This is a genomic window from Methylomonas sp. LWB (genome assembly GCF_001856095.1).
In the GTDB taxonomy this organism is placed as follows: domain Bacteria; phylum Pseudomonadota; class Gammaproteobacteria; order Methylococcales; family Methylomonadaceae; genus Methylomonas; species Methylomonas koyamae_A.
The window spans coordinates 38,791-57,822 of sequence record NZ_MKMC01000014.1 but is presented as its reverse complement, the minus strand read 5'-3'; the positions used below and the strand labels follow the sequence as shown (position 1 = coordinate 57,822).

General features: G+C 56.5%; 14 protein-coding genes. 9 read left to right on the top strand and 5 right to left on the bottom strand.

Annotation, left to right across the window (positions count from 1 at the left end; all coding sequences use genetic code 11):
* Positions 1 to 72 precede the first annotated feature (72 nt).
* From BJL95_RS08910 to BJL95_RS08895, 4 genes are all read left to right on the top strand, one after another.
* Positions 73 to 855, top strand: a complete 783-nt coding sequence (locus BJL95_RS08910) for a M48 family metallopeptidase (RefSeq protein WP_071157257.1) — start codon at positions 73 to 75, stop codon at positions 853 to 855.
* Positions 855 to 2,096, top strand: a complete 1,242-nt coding sequence (dapC, locus tag BJL95_RS08905; RefSeq protein WP_071157255.1) for a succinyldiaminopimelate transaminase — start codon at positions 855 to 857, stop codon at positions 2,094 to 2,096. Before BJL95_RS08910 ends, dapC begins: the two co-directional genes overlap by 1 nt.
* 85 nt (positions 2,097 to 2,181) lie before the next feature.
* Entirely contained in the window at positions 2,182 to 3,000 is an 819-nt protein-coding gene (gene dapD, locus BJL95_RS08900) for a 2,3,4,5-tetrahydropyridine-2,6-dicarboxylate N-succinyltransferase (protein ID WP_071157253.1), read from the top strand.
* 216 nt (positions 3,001 to 3,216) lie between these two features.
* The gene (locus BJL95_RS08895) at positions 3,217 to 4,143 is read left to right on the top strand and encodes a hypothetical protein (RefSeq protein WP_139306185.1); all 927 of its coding nucleotides are present in this window, start codon (positions 3,217 to 3,219) and stop codon (positions 4,141 to 4,143) included.
* 346 nt (positions 4,144 to 4,489) lie between these two features.
* On the opposite strand, the gene BJL95_RS08890 is transcribed toward BJL95_RS08895, so the two are convergent.
* Both BJL95_RS08890 and BJL95_RS08885 read right to left on the bottom strand, forming a co-directional pair.
* Positions 4,490 to 5,167, bottom strand: coding sequence for a hypothetical protein (locus tag BJL95_RS08890; RefSeq protein ID WP_139306184.1), 678 nt, complete (start codon positions 5,165 to 5,167; stop codon positions 4,490 to 4,492).
* A gap of 739 nt (positions 5,168 to 5,906) precedes the next feature.
* Positions 5,907 to 8,144: a bifunctional diguanylate cyclase/phosphodiesterase gene (locus BJL95_RS08885; protein ID WP_071157247.1), complete on the bottom strand. Its 2,238-nt coding sequence runs from the start codon at positions 8,142 to 8,144 to the stop codon at positions 5,907 to 5,909.
* Between the two features lie 241 nt (positions 8,145 to 8,385).
* On the opposite strand from BJL95_RS08885, the gene BJL95_RS08880 reads away from it, so the two are divergent.
* The 4 genes from BJL95_RS08880 (at position 8,386) to BJL95_RS08865 (ending at position 10,897) form a co-directional block, all read left to right on the top strand.
* Positions 8,386 to 8,628, top strand: a complete 243-nt coding sequence (locus BJL95_RS08880) for a hypothetical protein (protein WP_064031000.1) — start codon at positions 8,386 to 8,388, stop codon at positions 8,626 to 8,628.
* A 5-nt stretch (positions 8,629 to 8,633) separates the two neighbouring features.
* Positions 8,634 to 8,975, top strand: a complete 342-nt coding sequence (locus tag BJL95_RS08875; protein ID WP_064031001.1) for an ArsC family reductase — start codon at positions 8,634 to 8,636, stop codon at positions 8,973 to 8,975.
* Complete coding sequence (gene dapE, locus BJL95_RS08870; protein ID WP_071157245.1) at positions 8,972 to 10,099, top strand: succinyl-diaminopimelate desuccinylase; 1,128 nt, start codon at positions 8,972 to 8,974, stop codon at positions 10,097 to 10,099. Before BJL95_RS08875 ends, dapE begins: the two co-directional genes overlap by 4 nt.
* A 69-nt stretch (positions 10,100 to 10,168) precedes the next feature.
* Positions 10,169 to 10,897 (top strand): TIGR00266 family protein, encoded by a 729-nt coding sequence (locus BJL95_RS08865; RefSeq protein ID WP_071157243.1) that lies wholly within the window; start codon positions 10,169 to 10,171, stop codon positions 10,895 to 10,897.
* A gap of 12 nt (positions 10,898 to 10,909) precedes the next feature.
* Here BJL95_RS08865 and BJL95_RS08860 read toward each other — a convergent pair whose 3' ends face one another.
* The gene (locus BJL95_RS08860; RefSeq protein ID WP_071157241.1) at positions 10,910 to 12,904 is read right to left on the bottom strand and encodes a S9 family peptidase; all 1,995 of its coding nucleotides are present in this window, start codon (positions 12,902 to 12,904) and stop codon (positions 10,910 to 10,912) included.
* 238 nt (positions 12,905 to 13,142) lie between these two features.
* Here BJL95_RS08860 and BJL95_RS08855 point away from each other — a divergent pair, with 238 nt between their 5' ends.
* Positions 13,143 to 15,044 (top strand): tetratricopeptide repeat protein, encoded by a 1,902-nt coding sequence (locus BJL95_RS08855; RefSeq protein WP_071157239.1) that lies wholly within the window; start codon positions 13,143 to 13,145, stop codon positions 15,042 to 15,044.
* Between the two features lie 550 nt (positions 15,045 to 15,594).
* Here the strand turns inward: BJL95_RS08855 and BJL95_RS08850 are convergent.
* Both BJL95_RS08850 and BJL95_RS08845 read right to left on the bottom strand, forming a co-directional pair.
* Entirely contained in the window at positions 15,595 to 17,562 is a 1,968-nt protein-coding gene (locus BJL95_RS08850) for a DUF3857 domain-containing transglutaminase family protein (protein WP_071157237.1), read from the bottom strand.
* The gene (locus BJL95_RS08845) at positions 17,559 to 19,007 is read right to left on the bottom strand and encodes a hypothetical protein (protein ID WP_139306183.1); all 1,449 of its coding nucleotides are present in this window, start codon (positions 19,005 to 19,007) and stop codon (positions 17,559 to 17,561) included. Before BJL95_RS08845 ends, BJL95_RS08850 begins: the two co-directional genes overlap by 4 nt.
* Positions 19,008 to 19,032 lie beyond the last annotated feature (25 nt).

Here is a 19,032-nt window from a genome sequence, read left to right as displayed (position 1 = left end):
GCCAAAAAGCTGCCACTCCGACGCGCCGGTTGGGCTAAAATGCGGCCTCTGTTACTCCAGCGGAAGTTTCGCATGTTGAAAAAAACCCTATTCACTGCCCTCGTCGGCCTACTGAGCGCATGCGCCACCAGTCCTACCGGTAGGAGCCAATTTATTTACATGCCCGACAACCAAGTCGATCAAATAGGATTGCAAGCCTTCGACAGCATGAAGAGCAAAAACCCGATCAGCCGCAACGCCGGTTACAATCAGTTTGCGCAATGCGTTGCACTCGATCTGACCAAGCAAACCGGCGGGCAATGGGAAGTCGTGGTCTTCGACGACGAAACCCTGAACGCGTTCGCGCTGCCCGGCAACAAGATCGGTGTTCACACCGGCCTGATCAAACTGGTCGATAATCAGGACCAACTGGCGGCGGTGATAGGCCACGAAATTGGGCATGTGTTATCGCGTCACAGCAACGAGCGCCTGTCGCAGGAAACCGCGGTCAATACCGGCTTATCAATGGTTCAAGCCGTCACCCAACCGCAAACGGCACTCGGCCAGACGGCCTTGGGACTATTGGGCGTCGGCGCCCAATACGGCGTGCTGTTGCCCTACAGCCGGGTTCACGAAACCGAGGCCGATACGATAGGCCTGGATTTGATGGCTAAAGCTGGTTTCGATCCGCACCAAAGCATCAATCTGTGGAAAAAAATGGATCAAGCCTCGCAAGGTGGCCAACCTATCGAATTCATGTCCACCCACCCGTCCCACGGTAGCCGCATCGACAATTTGAACCAACACATGAACCATGCCGTCCAGCTTCAGCAACAGGCGAGAAGCCAGGGCAAACAGCCGCATTGCGCCAAGTAATGAATCCGAATTTATCGCAATTACATCCCTATCCGTTCGAAAAGCTGGCGACGCTGAAACAAAACATCGTTCCGCCGGCCGACAAGGCTCACATTGCACTGTCGATTGGCGAACCGAAGCACGCCACGCCGCATTTCATTCAGGAAGCCTTGTTACGCCACTTGCACGGCCTGACGCTCTATCCGACCACCAAAGGCTTACCTGAATTACGCCAGACGGTCGCCGACTGGACCTGCCGCCGCTTCGCTATCCCACGGGGCGGCGTCGATGCCGAGACTCAGGTGCTACCGGTCAACGGCACCCGCGAGGCGTTGTTTTCGTTTGTGCAAGCGGTTATCGATCCGGCCGACCGCCCGGTAGTGATCATGCCCAACCCGTTTTATCAGATCTACGAAGGGGCGGCTTTGTTGGCCGGTGCCGAGCCGTATTATCTGAATACCGTAGAAGCCGACGGTTATTTGCCGGATTTCGACAGCGTGCCGGAAGCGATCTGGCGGCGCTGCCAATTGATCTTCATTTGCTCGCCCGGCAATCCGACCGGCACGGTGCTGTCGCCAGCCGATCATTTGAAATTAATGGCACTGGCCGAAAAATACGACTTCGTCATTGCTTCCGACGAGTGCTACACCGAACTCTACGACGACGAAGCCAACCCGCCGCAAGGCTTGTTGCAAAGCGCTTATCAGGCCGGCAACACCGATTTCAAGCGCTGCGCGATATTTCAAAGCCTGTCCAAGCGCTCCAACGCGCCGGGCTTGCGTTCCGGCTTCGTGGCCGGCGATGCAGAGGTGTTGAAACAGTATTTCAAATACCGCACCTACCACGGTTGCCCGATGCCGGTGCCGACCCAGCACGCCAGCATCGCTGCCTGGAACGACGAGGAACACGTCAAGCACAACCGCCAGTTGTACCGCGACAAATTCACCGCGTTTATCGAGATTTTGCAGGATGTTTGCGACGTCAACCGGCCGCCGGCCAGCTTTTACATCTGGCTGAAAACGCCGGGATCGGACGACCTCCAGGGACGGAGGAAGTTCGGCGAGTTGCCGGGAGCAACCGCCGATACGGAATTTGCACAAAAATTGTTCGCCGAGCAAAACGTCACCGTGTTGCCCGGCAGCTATTTATCCCGTGACAGCGGCGGCGTCAATCCCGGTGCCAACCACGTCAGAATTGCGTTGGTCGCGCCGATCGAAGAATGTGTCGACGCCGCGCAACGGATTAAAGAATTTTTAAAATAGGTTCAAGGTTCAAGGTTCACGGTGCAAAACACCCGGCCTTGAGCCTTGGACCCTGTACCTTGAACCTTGAACCTACGAGACCCCCATGTCAAATCTGGAAACCATCATCAACGACGCCTTTGAAAACCGCGCCGAAATCAGCCCGTCCACCGTTTCCGCCGAAATCCGCGATGCGGTTGCCACCGCTCTGAATCTGCTCGACAAGGGTGAAGCCCGCGTCGCCGAGAAAAAAGACGGCGATTGGGTGACCAATCAATGGCTGAAAAAAGCCGTGTTGCTGTCGTTTCGCATCAACGAAAACAAAGTCATCGAAAGCGGCGACGTGCGTTACTACGACAAAGTGCCGACCAAATTCGGTCAATACAGCGAAGAAGATTTCGCGAAAGCCGGCGTCCGCGTCGTGCCGAATGCGGTGGCCCGTTATGGTTCCTACATCGCTCCCGGCGCGATCCTGATGCCGTCTTACGTCAACATCGGCGCCTACGTCGATAGCGGCACCATGGTCGATACCTGGGTCACCGTCGGCTCCTGCGCGCAAATCGGTAAAAATGTGCACTTGTCCGGCGGCGTCGGTATCGGCGGCGTTTTGGAGCCCTTGCAAGCCAACCCCACCATCATCGGCGACAACTGCTTCATCGGTGCCCGCTCCGAAATCGTCGAAGGCGTCATCGTCGAAGACAACTGCGTGGTATCGATGGGCGTCTACATCGGCCAAAGCACCAAAATATTCAACCGCATGACCGGAGAAGTGACTTACGGCCGCATCCCTGCCGGCTCCGTGGTCGTCTCCGGCAACCTGCCTTCCAAAGACGGCAGCCACAGCTTGTATTGCGCGGTGATCATCAAACAAGTAGACGAGAAAACCCGTAGCAAAACCGGGATTAATGAGTTGTTACGGGATTGATCGTCCTCGGTACTAAACTTTCTCCCGTGCGCCTCACGCGTTAAGATACGAAGCGCACGGACATCGATTGGGACTCCAACTGGAATACAAAGTGGGACAGCCGAATCCCAGCCATATAGACCAAACAGCATTTTTTAATCCGAATGCCAAATACTTTAAGGAATAGTCATGCGGGTAGCGATCTTAGCGAAAAACGATTTTCGTAGTCCGCGATTTTTGGCCGAAAGCCTGACCCGAATGCTAACTAAGCTGGGTGTGGAGTTTGACTACTTCCCGAATGCACTCGCGCAATTGGAAGCGATGTCTGAACGAAGCGCATCGACTCGGCATCGTTTCAAAGCAATTTGGGCGGATTTGCAAGGCATCACCCACACCTTACGTAGCTTTGACATTATCATCGTATCCGACACGATAGGAATCTTAGGCCGCCCACAAATCCTCCGCCCACTAAAACAACTCGACAAACCATTATTGTTCTACGAGGTTTTCGCTTACCAAGGCGCCCAATTTTGGCGGGACAAATTCGGGCCTACGGCACACCATATATTCGACGGATTGTTGACGGTTAGCGGCATTCACGACATCGAACCATTAACAGATCGCCCGATATTCGAAATCGGTCTGGACATCACGCCGCAAGCGACCTTCTTAGCACAGCGACCTTTGACGGCAATGATCGATTTTCCTCGAGAAGGTTACACTGCAGCGCGGCAGACCCAGCTGGAAGCACTACAAACCCTGAATATTCCGATTCTGGAATTGCGAGGTGAATACACTTTTAGCGAAATCGAAGCCATTTATGCCCAAGTCGGTGTCGCTTTCGTCGCATTTCCAGAGGCCTTTGGCTTACCGATCGTACAAATCCAATTTCAAGGTGGATATATCGCCAGCCCTGCTGCAAGTTGGGTTAAACGCCACGCCTTACTTTCGAACGGTCACGTCTATCTCGAGGACAGCGACCGGAAATCATTCACCAATAATTTTTTGATTTACGGTTCCAAAGACGAGTTGATCGAACAGCTAATCTCAATTAAAAACAATTACGACCCTTGGGCCGTCAGACAAACCATCCTAGAACAACAACCCCAATATATCCACGGCAATTTGAATGCTCTTTGCCGAGCCTTAAAATCCTGTATTTAGTATTCATTCAGCGTGATTTAAAAATAAAACTTGACAGGTTTTTCATAAAGAAGCCATTTCAAGACGGCATCGCCTGAAAGGCAAGAAATCCACTGTTTACGCGAGCATATCGCAAGTACATAGTTTAACCTTGCTTGCGCGATTGCCTAGCCATTCGTTACCGTAAGCTACATGAAAACTAACCTCGAAGGCTAAATTCGGCTTTTCAAACCGGCCTTATAATCACCGTCAATTCAACACCTGCCAGGGCTTCATCTTGACGGTCGACAACATTGCCCTGGATGCCACGGCCAAAAAAGTGCGGCAATTACTCGTCTTTCCTTTTCGCTTCCCAGCAATTAAGCGACTATTTCAGAAAACCCAATCGTTCCGCGTGAATTGTAAATGTCATCGCAAATTCCTCACCCTCGCTTAGGCTAAACGGTGCAGGTAAACCATCCGCGCCGAAACGACAACCGATAATCGGCTCGATGCAAACATACTCGGTACTTTTATCGCTCCACACGCCATACGCCAAACACAGCCCTTCCCGTAGCGGTGACAAACCACAGGTCATTGCCACGGTATAATCGGCGGTACGAATTGTTGCCGGCTCCGCCAACGATGCCGCGTGGTGAACTTGCAGTTGATCGTGCGGCATCTCCGCGATGTCGATGTGCTCGGCGCCGATGTCGATAACACTGCCCGGCGAGACCGAAAAATAGGGATGAAACCCCGGGCGGATCCAAGCAATATCGGATAACGCTCGAATACGACAGGAGACCGTTAAGACTTTTCCGCCCAATCCGGCGTGCTCCGTCCAATCGGTGATCACTTCGACGTTGCCCCAATCGGCTTCGGCCGTGCCAGCCAAAGTTTTCCGGTGCGGCAAGGTGTTATCACAAGGGGTCATTCGATATTCGCCATGTTTGATGGCAAACGGCGGCGGCAACGCTTCGAAATTCGGTATACATAAATAAACACCTCCACGTGACCCGCCATCCTGTTTATTCTGCAATGGGGCAATAACATCGGTGTCTTCCAACGGCCAATCGATTAATGTGCCTGTATCGTTAAAGTTCATAGTTAACAGCGCATCCTTTTCTAAGGTGTAATAAATTCAATCTTATAGCAATAATAAACAATGGCTCCGCCAACCCATTCGAAATGTCCGGCAAATTAAGAAATCCAAAGCCTTGCATTTTTTACGGGGTTATTTTTTATTCTCGGTGCCGCGCGAAAGAGTTAGGCAAGAGTTCCGAGATGTTCCGGTCAAGGAAAAGCGTAATTAATGCGACCAAAATGAGACACACTTTCTCAATGTCAATTTACCGGCCAGACTCATCCCGGCTCTGAAAGAATCACAATAGTAAAAACCGATTCAAACAGACCCCCATAAAATAAAACGGAATGTTACGCTCAATATCGACAGGATAAACACCAAAAACCGTGGCAACAGGTATTATTCGAGGCTGAATATTTTTCCGAATATTCCATTTACGGCATCTATGTTGAAGAGATTCTAAAACCGGCTAATATTCGCTTAATGACGACTCCGATTTATCAAGGCATCTGGAGTCAACAAGATTTCGAAAACCTCATTGCCGGAAATCTGCAACTCGACCCATCCGTGGTGTGTATGGCCGTGCAATCGAATTTATCGATAGCTCCGGAGGAGTATAGCGATCGACTTGACGACTTTATTCGACATCAACAATAAGCGGTATTCACTCGACGCTGTCGAAGACTTGCAAACGCCTGAACCCAACCGGGTTGGTCGAAAATTAGCCAACCCTAGCCAACATAGTCTCGAAATCCGCTACGCTCAACGGCTTGGCAAACCAATAGCCCTGGGCGAAATCGCAGCCGGCCGCGCTTAACAAGTCCCGCTGTTCTCGAGTTTCGACGCCCTCGGCTATCACTTGCATCCCCAAGCGGTGCGCCATCGTCACGATGGCTTCGCAGAGTACCAGATCGCTGGAGTCCGGCGCCAGATTACGGACAAACGATTGGTCGATTTTCAAGTAATCGATGTCGAACTTTTTTAAATACGACAACGACGAATAACCGGTACCGAAGTCGTCGATCGCTACTTGGATACCGGCATCGCGAAACGCCAATAGTTTGTTTGAAACCTGCTCGTCCGCATCCAGCAGCAAGCCTTCGGTGATCTCGACCACGATGCTGTGCCCGGATAAACCCAAGCCGACCAAATACCCCACCCAGTCTTCGTCACCCTTGAATTGCAGCGGCGACTTGTTCACGCTGATTTGAAAATCGGCGCCATACGCGGCTTGCCAGGCCGCGACCTGTTCGACCGCGCGCTCGAACACCCAGCCGCCTATCTCCCGGATCAAGCGGGTTTCCTCCGCCAGTGGAATGAATTCGGCCGGACTGATGAACCCGCGTTGCGGATGTTGCCAACGAATCAAGGCCTCGGCCTTGCGAATTCGCCCGGTCGCTAGCTCGACAATAGGCTGATAAACCAAATGGAATTGACCGCGGGCCAAGGCTTCGCGCAAATCGCTGGAAGTCCTGGAACGATGTTCGGCGGCGATTTGCAGGGCTGGCGTAAAATAGCGCCAGGCATTGCGCCCCTGGTTCTTGGCGGCGTACATGGCCTGATCGGCATATTTCAGCAGAGCGTCGATGCCGACGGCATCGTCCGGGAACAGGGCGATACCGATACTGGCGGACAGATAGCTGGCGGCCCCATCCAGCACGAAAGGCGCGGCCAATGTATCCAAAAACGTTTGCGCGGTTTGCTCGACGCTTACGTTGTCGGCAATGTCGGGCAAGATCAACGTGAATTCGTCGCCGCCCAACCGAGCCAATACGCTATTTTGACCGGCACAAGCCTGCAAACGCTCGCCGGCGGCCTTTAGCAGGGCGTCGCCATAGGCATGGCCAACCGTGTCGTTGACTTCCTTAAAATGATCCAGATCGATCAACAGCAACGCCAACCGGCCTCCGTTGTGGAGGGCCGCTTTGATCGCTTGTTCCAGACGGTCGTAAAAACGGTTGCGGTTCGGCAAGCCGGTCAGCGCATCGTAATTCGCTTGCCGCCAAATGATTTCATCACTACGTTTCTTGTCGCTGAGGTCGGAAAAGATGCCCAGATAGTGACCCAGCTTCCCATCTCCGCCGTTGATCGCGGTAATGCTTAGCCATTCGGGATAAACCCGGCCGTCGCGGGCTTTGTTCCAGATTTCGCCTTGCCAATAACCGTTGGCGGCCAAGCTTTGCCACATTTTTTGGTAAAACGCGGGACCGTGCCGTCCAGCCGATAGCAGCGACGGATTCTTGCCCTTGACTTGGTCGAGCGCGTATCCGGTAATGCGGGTAAATGCTCGGTTGACCGAAACGATGCGGTTGCCGGCATCGGTGATCATGATCCCTTCGGTACTGTACTCGAACACCTTACCGGCCAGATGCAGCTGTTCATTTGCTCTACGCTGCTCCAGCACGATGCCGACAATGAAAGCGCCGATTTCCAACAACTTGTGATGGAACGGGCTAGGCAGGCGATGTTCGAAGCTGGACAGCGCGAACGAACCGATCACCCGGCCGCCCTTGCCTCGTATCGGCATCGACCAACAGGCACCGATGTTGAAATTGCAGGCCAGTTGGCGAAGGTCCTGCCAACGCGGGTCGGTATGGGTATTTTCGACGAAAACCGGTTCTCGCCGAAATACCGCGTTCCCGCAAGAACCCGCACCAGGTCCAGGTCGCAAACCGTTCAGTTGGGCGACGCCCTCGACCGGAACACTGGGCGCCGCGAACACGTGCAAACGTTGGCCTTCGTCGTCCAATAACATCACCGAAGCGACCGCATTGGGCAACAACTGCTCTTCCAGCAAACAAATTTGCCGACACACTTCGACGGCATCGTAACCCAGGGCCACCAACCGCAGAATATCCTGCTGCAATTGCAAGATACGGGCTTGATCGCCGCAATCTAATGCCATGTATTCGACACCTTGATTTGTTGCCTGAAATTCGCTGCCGGGATGGGTTTGCATGCTACTGTCGAGAGACTCCTTAACCGGCCGGCCAAGCGCCACAGCCTTATACCGGGCATTTTCGCATGATTTGCAGCGTTTTTTCGATATACCTCCGAAGGGTGGCTCCAAAAACGGGCAAGCGCCGCCACCCGGAAAATGGTACTCTAGCGGCAATCTGTTCAAGGATTCTCGCCCGACGCACGGAGCGTCCCGCCAACAGCAAACATTCCTTTCCGATCAACTCAATTCGAATCTAGCCATGGCCGAAAACATCTCCAATAACGCACTCATCCTCGCCCTGCTGTCGCTGAACGGCGAAATTGCAATTCAAAAAGACTATCTGGACTCCGGCGAAATCCCGGAAGACGAAGTCGCCGACGAGGAAGAAGTCCTCGACGACCTCGAACAAGCCTTCATGGAATTCGTCGACGTCTACAAAGCTCGCGCCAAGGCCGACGAAACCCTGCCTAGCCTGGAAGAATTGCTGGCCGGAGACGCCTGACAGCCATGCTCGTGCTTTACGGAATCAAAAACTGCGATACCGTCAAGAAGGCGCGCGCCTGTCTGGACGGACGCGGCGTGAATTACCGCTTCCACGATTTCCGAGTTGACGGCTTGGATGAAGCCCTGCTGCGACGCTTTGTCGCCCACGCCGGCTGGAACACGGTGTTGAATCAGCGCAGCACCAGCTGGCGCTCGTTGAGCGACGCGCAAAAAGCCGATCTGGACGAAACCAAGGCCGTGGCGCTGATGCTGGAATTGCCGACGCTAATCAAGCGGCCGATACTCGACGACGGGCAACAATTGATCGTCGGCTTCGCCGCCGATCGTTATCCAAGCGCATCATGAGCGAAACCCTGACTTTGCTGCAGGCGTTGATTCGCCGAGCCTCGGTGACGCCCGCCGATGCCGGTTGCCAGGACGTCTTGGCCGAACGCCTGGCTCCGCTGGGCTTTAAGGACGAGCGTCTGAATTTCGGCGACACCCAAAATTTGTGGCTGCGTAAAGGCACCCAGGCACCGCTACTAGTGTTCCTCGGCCACACCGACGTGGTGCCGCCCGGCCCTCTGGAGAAGTGGGACAGTCCGCCGTTCGAGCCGACGCTACGCGACGGCAAACTCTACGGCCGCGGCAGCGCCGACATGAAGGGCAGCATCGCCGCCTTCGTCACCGCCGTCGCAGGTTTTATCGCCGAACACCCCGAGCATCGCGGCTCGATCGCGCTGTTGATGACCAGCGACGAAGAGGGGCCGGCCACCGACGGCGTGGTCAAGGTCGTCGAAGCTCTGCAAGGCCGCGGCGAAACCATGGACTGGTGCCTGGTCGGCGAACCGTCCAGCGCGGCCAAACTCGGCGACGTGATACGGGTCGGCCGGCGCGGTTCCTTGAATGCCAAACTGACAGTGTTCGGCATTCAGGGTCACGTTGCCTACCCGGAGCTGGCCGACAACCCAATTCATCGTTTCGCGCCGGCCTTGCAGGCGCTGACCGAGGAAATCTGGGACCACGGCAACGCCTTCTTCCCGCCGACCCGTTTACAAGTCTCTAATTTAAATTCCGGTACCGGCGCCGAAAACGTGATTCCTGGCGAACTGGTCGCCCAATTCAATTTGCGCTTCAGCACCGAGCTGGACGAAGCCACGATCAAGACCCGCACCGTCGAGATTCTGGACCGCTTCGGTTTACGCTATCAACTGGACTGGCGCTTATCGGGCCATCCGTTTCTGACCGCCCAAGGTGAATTGAAAGAAGCCACCCATGCGGCTATCGAACACATTTGCGGTTATGCGACCCGAGACGACACCGGCGGCGGCACTTCCGACGGCCGCTTCGTCGCGCCGACCGGCGCCCAAGTCATCGAATTGGGCCCGATCAACGCCAGCATTCACAAAATCAACGAACATATCGATCTGGCCGATCTGGAGCGCCTGAGTTCGCTCTACCGACAAATTCTGATCAATCTATTGGCCTGATCCAGTTCCGGCCGGCCGGCATTCGGCTGACCGGTCAAGCATTCAGCCACTATCCCCGAGGAGGACAGCATGCGTTGCCACGAAGTCGATTACCACATTGTCGGCCATGACATACAAATGGTCGAAATCGAACTGGACCCCAACGAAACCGTGATCGCCGAAGCCGGCGCGATGACCTACATGGAGCAGGACATCGACTTCGAAACCAAGATGGGCGACGGCTCCGGCGGCGTGATGGACAAGTTGTTCGGCCTGGGCAAGCGCATGCTGACCGGTGAATCGGTGTTCCTGACCCATTTCAGCAATCGCGGCGGTCAAAAGCGCAAGGTGGCCTTTTCCGCGCCATTTCCGGGTTCGGTGATCCCGCTGAATCTGGCCGAGCTTGGCGAGGAAGTCATCTGCCAGCGCACCGCCTTTCTGGCCGCCGCCTTCGGCACCCAGGTGGACATCGCCTTCAACAAACGCCTGGGCAGCGGCTTTTTCGGCGGCGAAGGCTTTATTCTGGAGCGCTTGCGCGGTGACGGCATGGCCTTCATTCATGCCGGCGGCACCATCGTCCGCAAGGATCTGCGCAACGAAACCCTGCGTTTGGATACCGGCTGCCTGGTGGCTTTCAGCGGCGACATCGATTACGGTATCGCGATGAGCGGCGGTTTGAAAAGCATGCTGTTCGGCGGCGAAGGCTTGTTTCTGGCGACGCTGTCCGGCACCGGCTCGGTGTGGGTGCAAAGCATGCCGTTCTCGCGTCTGGCCGAACGGGTACTCAGCCAGTCCCGACCGACTCAAGACAGCGAATAAGCCGAAACCCGGCTAGCGAAAACGCCGCAAAAACGCGTCCATTTCGCCGAAAAACCGCAAGCGATCTTCCTCGCGGGTCAGATAATGATCCGCGTCTTCCATTTCGACGTAGCGCACATCCTTAAAACCGGCACTGGCCAACGCGTCGGCCATGTCCCGCGAATGGCCGACATTGACGGTCCAGTCGCCGACCCCGTGCGCCAACAGCAGCGGCGTGTGCAAACGGGCGGCTTGCTCGACCGGAGAAGTATCCTTCAAACGCGCCCTATCGCTCCACCAATGGCCCAAGGTTTTTTCGGCCATTTCGGCGCGCAAGCGATGATCCTGCCAACGCATGTCGCCCCACTCGTCCAGCAAGCGTCGCAAATCGGTGACCGGTGCCAGACTGACCGCGCAACGGTACAGCTCCGGGGTTTTGATCGCCCCCATCAATGCGGCATAACCGCCGTAACTGGCGCCGACGATGCAGACTTTCGCCGGATCGACCAATTTTTGCTCGGTCAACCAGCGTACGCCGTCGGTAATGTCGTCCTGCATTTCCAGGCCCCAACGCCGAAATCCGGCAGTCTCGAAGTCGTTACCGTAACCGGCCGACCCCCGAAAATTCAACTGCAGCACAGTCCAGCCGCGATCGGCCAGAAATTGCGTCCACGGATTGAAGCCGTGACTGTCTCGCGACCACGGCCCGCCGTGCGGGAACACGACGGCCGGGCCGGCGGTGGCGCCGGCTTGGCGCGGCTTGGTTAAATAGCCTTCCAGCTCCAAACCGTCACGCGCCTTGAAATGCACGATTTCAGATGCCGCCAACGTTTGATTCGCGAGCAGTGGGTAGCTGTCGATCAGCCGCCCCATTTGATTGTTATGCATGTTTAACCAGTAATAGGCCGGCGCGTGCGATGGTCCCGACGACAATACGATGACTTGGTTGCCGGCGCTGCTGATCACCGCGTTATCCCGATCCGGCAAGGCTTGATCGATCTTGGCCTGTGCCAAGCGGGCATCCTCGTCCCAAAACACCGACTTCGCGGTGGCGGCCCGGTAATGCACGCCGAGCACCCGATTGCCGGCCGACGAATACATCAAACCGCCCGTCACGTCGTAGCGCGGGTCGGCGTATACCAGTTCCGGAGCGCTCTTGGGCGCGGACAAATGCATCCGAAAGATCGCCGACCTACCCTGGTGCGGGCCGCGTAAATACAGGATATCCGGGTCGGCGTCGAAGCCCAAGGGCTGCATGCCGTCTTCTTTCACCGCGTCATGCTCGAATAATGTTTGCCAATCGCCGCCCGCCGCGGAGCGATACACAATCCGCTCGGTACTGCCTCCGACCAAGCCCAGGCCGACCCGAACGTGGCCTTGCAAATCAGCCAGCCAACGCCTGACATAACCGGGGTTGCCGGCCACGGTTTCCCGCTCGCCACTGTAAACATCCAAACGATACACGTCAGGCGCGCCTTGCTGGCGTTCGTCCAGCATCAGCAAGATGTGACGCTCATCGCCGGGGATCAAGGCGTAGGCATCCTGAAATTGCGGAATATGCCGCCGACCGCCGAACACCGGATCTTGAAACCTGACCAGATCGCTCTTTAGCTCGCCGCCGTCGCGGTTAATCGCAAACAAGCGAGTCTGGGTGAATTTCAAATCGGACACCCGATCCGGATACCACATCCTGACCAGCAGCCGTTGATTGTTGACCCAGGTAAAGCCGCGTATATGGTATTTCTGGTTATCGGACGTAATCACCACCCGACTATCGCCGCCGCTACGATTTTGGGTAACCAGTGCACTATGGCCGTCGGTATTTTGAATAAAGGCCAGATAATCGCCGCTGGGCGACAGCGTCAAATCCTCGATCAGCGGCAAGGCCGCAAAGGCCTTAACCGGCAATTCGCCGGGTCTCGCGGCCGCCACCGGCAAAGGTTCGTTCGCCGGCCGGGAACCGCCGCAAGCCACCAACCCAACCAGCCACGGAATCAGCGCCACGCGGCGCGCGAATCGTCCTTTCACAGTCACTCCTACACGGTTAAACATCATCGGCCGCCAGCGCGGGCCGGCGCATTCTAACAAACCTGGCAGCCTAGTTAGGCCGTTATTTTTACCGCCGTTTAGATGCCGGCCCGGAGCGGGTTCGCAATTGTTCCAGTCCGACCTCGCCTGGCCAGAGCGGAAAACGCCAAGATTTCGCAACCTGGTCTAAGCTACTAACAATTTAACTAGGCTGCCGGCCATCCGGCAATTAACTGCCATGACTGATATCGATCCCGATTTTCCGCCACCCGAGCCGACGTCGCTACGTCTGATGTTATTACTTCTGCTGCTGGGCTTGACCGCCGGCCTAGCGCTGGCCTGGACCTTTTTACAACCCGCCTCGGCGCCGGAGCCGCCGACCCGCATCATTCAACCGATCTTGCCGCCACCCGCGCCCACCTCGACCTTGGATATCGCCACCGAAGCCGATAAATTACTGGCCGGCCGCGACATCGTTCCCACGCTGGCCGACCAAGCCGCGCAAGCCAGGCAAGCCCTGCTCGCCGGCGATTTCGCCGCCGCCGGCCGGGCATTGGAAGTCCAATTAACGCAAAGCCGCATCCAGGACTGGGGCTTTGCCCCTTTCGACCGCTTCGTCAAGCTGATGGTCGTACCCGGCAATACCGCGCTGCTGCAACGCCTGGACCAATGGTTGGCGCAAGACCAACCGCCGGCCCTAGCCTACTTGCTGCGCGCCCAATACCATTACGACACCGGCTGGCGCATCCGCGGCCACGACTACGCCGCCAAAGTCTCCATGCGGCACAGAGGCGGCTTCGAGGTCGAGAACTCGCTGGCCGCCACCGACATCGCTCAAGCCATCGCCCGCGACGACGCCAATCCCTATAGCCGCTATTTGCTGCTGGCCATACTGCAAGGCTACGGCAACTCGCTGGCGATGGACGGCGCCTTTCGTCTGGCGATCCGCCGCTTCCCGGACTACTACCCGCTCTACCGGGTGCAACTGAATACCTTGACGCCCAAATGGGGCGGCTCGGTGGCCGAGATGCTGGCGTTTACTCAGGAGCACGTCGATTCGGCCGCCGCCGTATCGCCATTGAAACTGCTGTATTTGAATCTCTACGAAGACCTGCTGGATATCGCCGGGGCGGAATGCTTCGCGCAGGCGCCGGAAAAGCGCTCCGATTGCGTCGATCAAGCCCTGCGCAACGTGGCGGAAGGACGAGACCTGCAAGCCGACATCCGCCAAGCACTGGCCTTGTATACCCCGCAAAACAGCCTGGCCATCGGCGCCGCGCTGGAACCCATTCTAACCGGCATCGCCCGCACCGAAGGCAACGAACGCCAAGCCAACAACCTGTTGCAACTGACCGCCGAAAGCATGGGCCACAACATCGAACTGGCCGCGACCGACACCAGTCGCAATCATTTCATGTTGGACCAACAGATCGGCGCGGTTTGGTACCGAGCTGGCCATTACGCCAACGCCGAAACCCTGTACCGACGGGCGCTGGCCGACCTGGACCGCACTGCGTTTCCAAACGCAACCCAGAAAAATGCGGCAACCGCCGCCATTTACGACCGCTTGGCCGGCATTTACAACGCCAATAAACAATACGAACAAGTCCTCGTCTATCAAAGCGCCGCCGAAAAGCTGGCGGGGATTTATCGCAAGGACTGGAGCCATTTGCAATGCACCGCGCTGGTCAAATTGAAGCGCTATCAAGAGGCGGTGCGCGCCTGCGGTGCGCAGATCGACCGCGGCAACGACTGGCAAGCCTTGTCCCGGCGCGGCGAAGCTTACGAGGCGCTGGGCCAGACCGACGCCGCGCTGGCCGATTATGCCGAAATCGCAAACTCCGAACATGACGGCCGCGCCTATGCCGCCATCCAGATCTCGGTGCTTTACGCCAAGCGCAACGATATGCCGAACATGCTGGCCACGTTAAACCGCTACGACTTCTTATACGACGCCGACCAAGTATCCAGACAGGACGTAGCGATCGCCTACAACAACCGCTGCTACGCCAAAATGCAATTGGGACAGAACGAAGCCGCACTGAAAGACTGCGACGCCTCGCTGGAGTACGGCAATCTGCCGGATGCCCGCGCCAAGCAACAAGACTTGCAAAAGCGCCTGTCGGCCGGCCGGGTTTAACCCAAGGTATACCAATCTTGCGGACATAAAAAAGCCCACGTAAAGTGGGCTTCGTCCGGTGTTGTTTTTTATGTTTTCTGGACGCCTACCGCCAATGCCGATAGGTTAATTGCTTGCGCTCTTATTATTATTGTACCGTTTACACGGTTGCGTTCTCCCCCCTCAAAAGACGCCGAGCTTTTGGCTCGTTTTGACCTAAGTCAAGGTTGGCGCATTCTAGTGAACTAAAACCGCTTTGTCCAGAAAAAGTGCGGCAATTTGTCGCATCTTTATTTCAAATCCTCCACAGCCCAAGTAATTCGGCCTTTCCGATCGCTAAGTCCCCGACGCCGACTGCTTTTGTTCGGCTGATGGCCGGCGATATCCGGCGCCGGGTGTACTTTTGCCCGGTGGGTATCTTGCGAAAGCCCCTGTCTGTTGGGCGGATTACCCGACTCGCGCGGCAACAACGTCTGCACTATAAACCTAGATTTATACTGCGCACCGCCATCCGCCTGGCGGCCGCCGCGATGGGCAGCGCCCGTCCGCGTCCCGCTCACGGCGGGGACAGTTACTGTTGCGAACCTCCGCTTAGACTGAATCTAAACCGGGACTCGTAGCCGACCAATTCTAAAAATCGATTGTATTCGGCGATCTTGGCAACCGGAATCTCGGCTTTTGGCATTTCCAAACGGGTATAGGCGGTCACGACTTCGCCATCCTGACGGACATGCCGATGCAACTCGCCCCAAGCCGACACGTAATCGATTTTTGGGCCTCCGCTGGCGACACGTCTTCCGGCCGGCACCCGAAAACTCAACTCGCTACGGTAATCAATCCCGTCAAAACGATAGGGATAGTGCCGATTCGAGGTTTTGGCGTCGTTTGCCAAATCGCGCAGCCACGAGTCGCTCTCCTGATAGGAAGTCAGCTGTCCGAGCGTAAACAAATTGGGGTATTCCGTCACCGAATTCAACGCGATCCCGGCTTCGGAAGTTTCGAGTCCTTGCACCGAAACGCTGGGCGCGACTTGGTCGCCCATTACCGCCCGAAAATCCTCCAATAGCCAACGCTCGGACTCGGCTTTGGATTTAGCCGCCAAGACCCGCCGCAATCCGGCGGCCCAATGCGACTCGTAGCGCCTGACCAAGGTTTCGACAACGCTGCCGGCTTCGGTCAACCGATTCTCGGCCTTTACGCTGGCCACCCACGTAAAAGGCTCGCTGGGCAGGTTGCGCGGTGCTGCGCCGTCTTGACCGACCGTCAGTGCCACCGCGCCATGCAGCGTATGCGGCAAGCGGCTGCCGGCAGTCTCGGGATCGGTCAAGTCGGTGCATTGCTCCTGGTCTTTACCGAAATTGACGCAAGCAATCATATGATTGAAATAGCTCGAAGACGGCAGTAACAATTTGTTCAGTGCTCTGCGCTTGGTTGAGGTCAACACCGGGTATGCGTCCAGACCAGCGCGGCGTGCCAGATCGACGAACAGCATGGCCTTATCCTTACAATCGCCGAAGCGACGCTCTAGCGTCGCCGAAGTGGGACGCGGGATCACGCCGCCGTGGCCGTGCTCCAGGCCAACGTAGCGTATATCCCGCGCCACGAACGCCGCAACGCGCTTGAATAATTGACGGGGATTGGCAACCCCGTTACTCAGCCGCCCGATCTCGGCGTCCAAGCGTTGGTCTTTTGCCAATGCTGAATCGGTCAACGTGCGGATCCGCGCGGAAATCGCCGGCCAATCGTCGGGCTCCGCCAGCGTCAAAACCGGCAACAGATCTTGCGGAGCGGGCATATGTTGATCGTAGGGCAGCGGCGCGACCGCGCCCAACGTCGCGCAATGCAAGGCGGCAGTCTCCTCGTGACAAGCCAGATTGCTGTCATCTGTCCTCCACGTCGGTTTGCGCGCGTCGCTGTCCCAGCTGACATCGACTTGGAAGCGTTCCACCGGGTAAAAATAGGCTGAAAATAGATTGCGCGACCAGGGCAACGGTACCTTTTTAGACGCGGTTACGATTTTATAGCGCAGCACGGCGATACTGCCTGGCTTCAGCGGAGTGAGCGGAATCGTCACGAACAGACTATCGTTGAAAATATTGGGTGAATTGTCGGTATTGATTTGCAAAAGATCCGGCTCGACGTCGGTGGAGACACCTTCCGGCTGCAACACGTAAGCGGCCTGAATTTCCGCGCGTTGCGATGCCGCATCGAACCAAAACCCCAAGTTGCCGTCGTTCTCGATGGCGCTGCTGGTTAGATACAACCACGTCTCGGTCACGGTTTCCTCGACTTGACCATTCTTCAACAGTTTGAATTGATGCTCCTCGCTCAAGGCCACACTACCATAGCCGGCGCTTTCCAAAGCGTGGACGCGATCCGGCGTTGGCGCCAACTCCCGATAGCTGGAATGACGCGCGGTTTTTAGGCAACGCAACAAGTTCGCGGAATAGCCGATTTGCCGCAATTTGCTTTCCGTTCCACCGGCCGCGCACGCTAGCGCCCAACCCAGCATCAACAACAGTCCCAGTGCTTTATTCATGATTCGTTGCCAGCCGTTGCCAAACGAAAACTTCGCACCAAGGCCCCTACGTCGGCCGCCGACTGTTTTTGGCCCTGGCCGATGACTTCGATCACCTGGTCGCGAGCAACGAGCGTTGCCACATAAAGCTCGTGGGCGCCAAACGTGAAAGGCGAGTTTTGACTATACCGAGCCAACGACATCGGTTGCAGTTCGCCAGCCCATATCAAGGTCCGGGTCTCCTCGATCTTGAAATCGCGCCAGTCCCCGGCAATCGACGCCTGACGCCGATCGACATAGTAATCCAGCGATTGCCGTTCGCTGGGTCGGACTCTGACCAAAACCCACTCGTCTTCCGCCGAAGTCAGCAGCTTCATATCGGTATCGGGGAAGCTCCCGGAATTTGCCCGTCGCCATTTTCCGCTCGGAATTGTCAAACGATAGTTTGACGCGACACCGGCGACAACTTGTTCGGCTCGCAGACGCTCCCCAGTGTAGAACGCTAGCTCGCCCCTGCCGAGGTACAATGCGAAAACCATGAACGGCAACCCCGCTAACAACACGGCGCGTTGCCGCCAACTGTAGCGATCCGGCTCCTCACGCCACGGTAACCCAGCACTGCGGCGCAACTGGTTCATCCTTTCTTGCAATATCAACCAGGGGACGGCACCGATAACGACCGTGATCGGTAACAAAAAACCTGGGGCCAGCCAGCCGAAGAGTTCTCCGGCGATCATCAACACCAACAAAGTCCCGGGCGCGGCTCCGAACCGGAAACGCTGATTTCCCGCGACGCGACTAACTCGCCGCGCCACCTGATAGAACACGTTCAAATTGTAAAGGGGCACCATCATCATCCAGGCGCAACGCGTCGGGTTTAGACGCGTTTCGCTGACTTCGGTCAAATCCTTGACGATGCGGTACATCAGGAAACAAGCGTAGAGTCCCAAACTAAAAAACAACAGCCAGAACACCCGCCCGACTGGCGTCGGCGGATAAAGCGAGGCCTCCGCGCGAGGTTTGCTCGAAGAAACAAGCATCGGCCGTCCGCCTGCAGGCGGCGAGTTGTCACTGTCCGATTCGGCAGCGTTCGGCCGCGCCTTAATTACATGTCGCTGATGTCCGAACCAAAATAAGCAGGCGGCAAGCAGCGCGAACCCTATACAAAGGCCAAGGTTGGCGAACAGCGTATCTTCCTTGCGTTGCGAATAATCCAGTAGCGGGGTCAATCCAAAACCCACGCAAAACATTAACGCCAACGTACCGCCTAGAAACACGCCGCCACCCTGGTAATTCTTGATCGCGGCCGATAGCGTCAAAAGCCCGGCCACACCGAGCGCGGCCGGTAAGGTGCCGTAGGTGCCGTAGGTGCCGTAGGCAACGGCAACCCAAAATGCCAATCCCAGGTAAACCGAACTGACACCGTATAGCATCCGCGCGGGCAATCTCCTGCGTTTTTCATTCATCCTTATAATCCATCGATATTGACTT

Excerpts from the sequence above, each read along its gene's own strand:
- BJL95_RS08910 (WP_071157257.1), top strand. The coding sequence starts at position 73 with ATGTTGAAAAAAACCCTATTCACTGCCCTCGTCGGCCTACTGAGCGCA.
- dapC (WP_071157255.1), top strand. The coding sequence starts at position 855 with ATGAATCCGAATTTATCGCAATTACATCCCTATCCGTTCGAAAAGCTG.
- dapD (WP_071157253.1), top strand. The coding sequence starts at position 2,182 with ATGTCAAATCTGGAAACCATCATCAACGACGCCTTTGAAAACCGCGCC.
- BJL95_RS08885 (WP_071157247.1), bottom strand. The coding sequence starts at position 8,144 with ATGCAAACCCATCCCGGCAGCGAATTTCAGGCAACAAATCAAGGTGTC.
- BJL95_RS08880 (WP_064031000.1), top strand. The coding sequence starts at position 8,386 with ATGGCCGAAAACATCTCCAATAACGCACTCATCCTCGCCCTGCTGTCG.
- BJL95_RS08875 (WP_064031001.1), top strand. The coding sequence starts at position 8,634 with ATGCTCGTGCTTTACGGAATCAAAAACTGCGATACCGTCAAGAAGGCG.
- dapE (WP_071157245.1), top strand. The coding sequence starts at position 8,972 with ATGAGCGAAACCCTGACTTTGCTGCAGGCGTTGATTCGCCGAGCCTCG.
- BJL95_RS08865 (WP_071157243.1), top strand. The coding sequence starts at position 10,169 with ATGCGTTGCCACGAAGTCGATTACCACATTGTCGGCCATGACATACAA.
- BJL95_RS08855 (WP_071157239.1), top strand. The coding sequence starts at position 13,143 with ATGACTGATATCGATCCCGATTTTCCGCCACCCGAGCCGACGTCGCTA.
- BJL95_RS08850 (WP_071157237.1), bottom strand. The coding sequence starts at position 17,562 with ATGAATAAAGCACTGGGACTGTTGTTGATGCTGGGTTGGGCGCTAGCG.
- BJL95_RS08845 (WP_139306183.1), bottom strand. The coding sequence starts at position 19,007 with ATGAATGAAAAACGCAGGAGATTGCCCGCGCGGATGCTATACGGTGTC.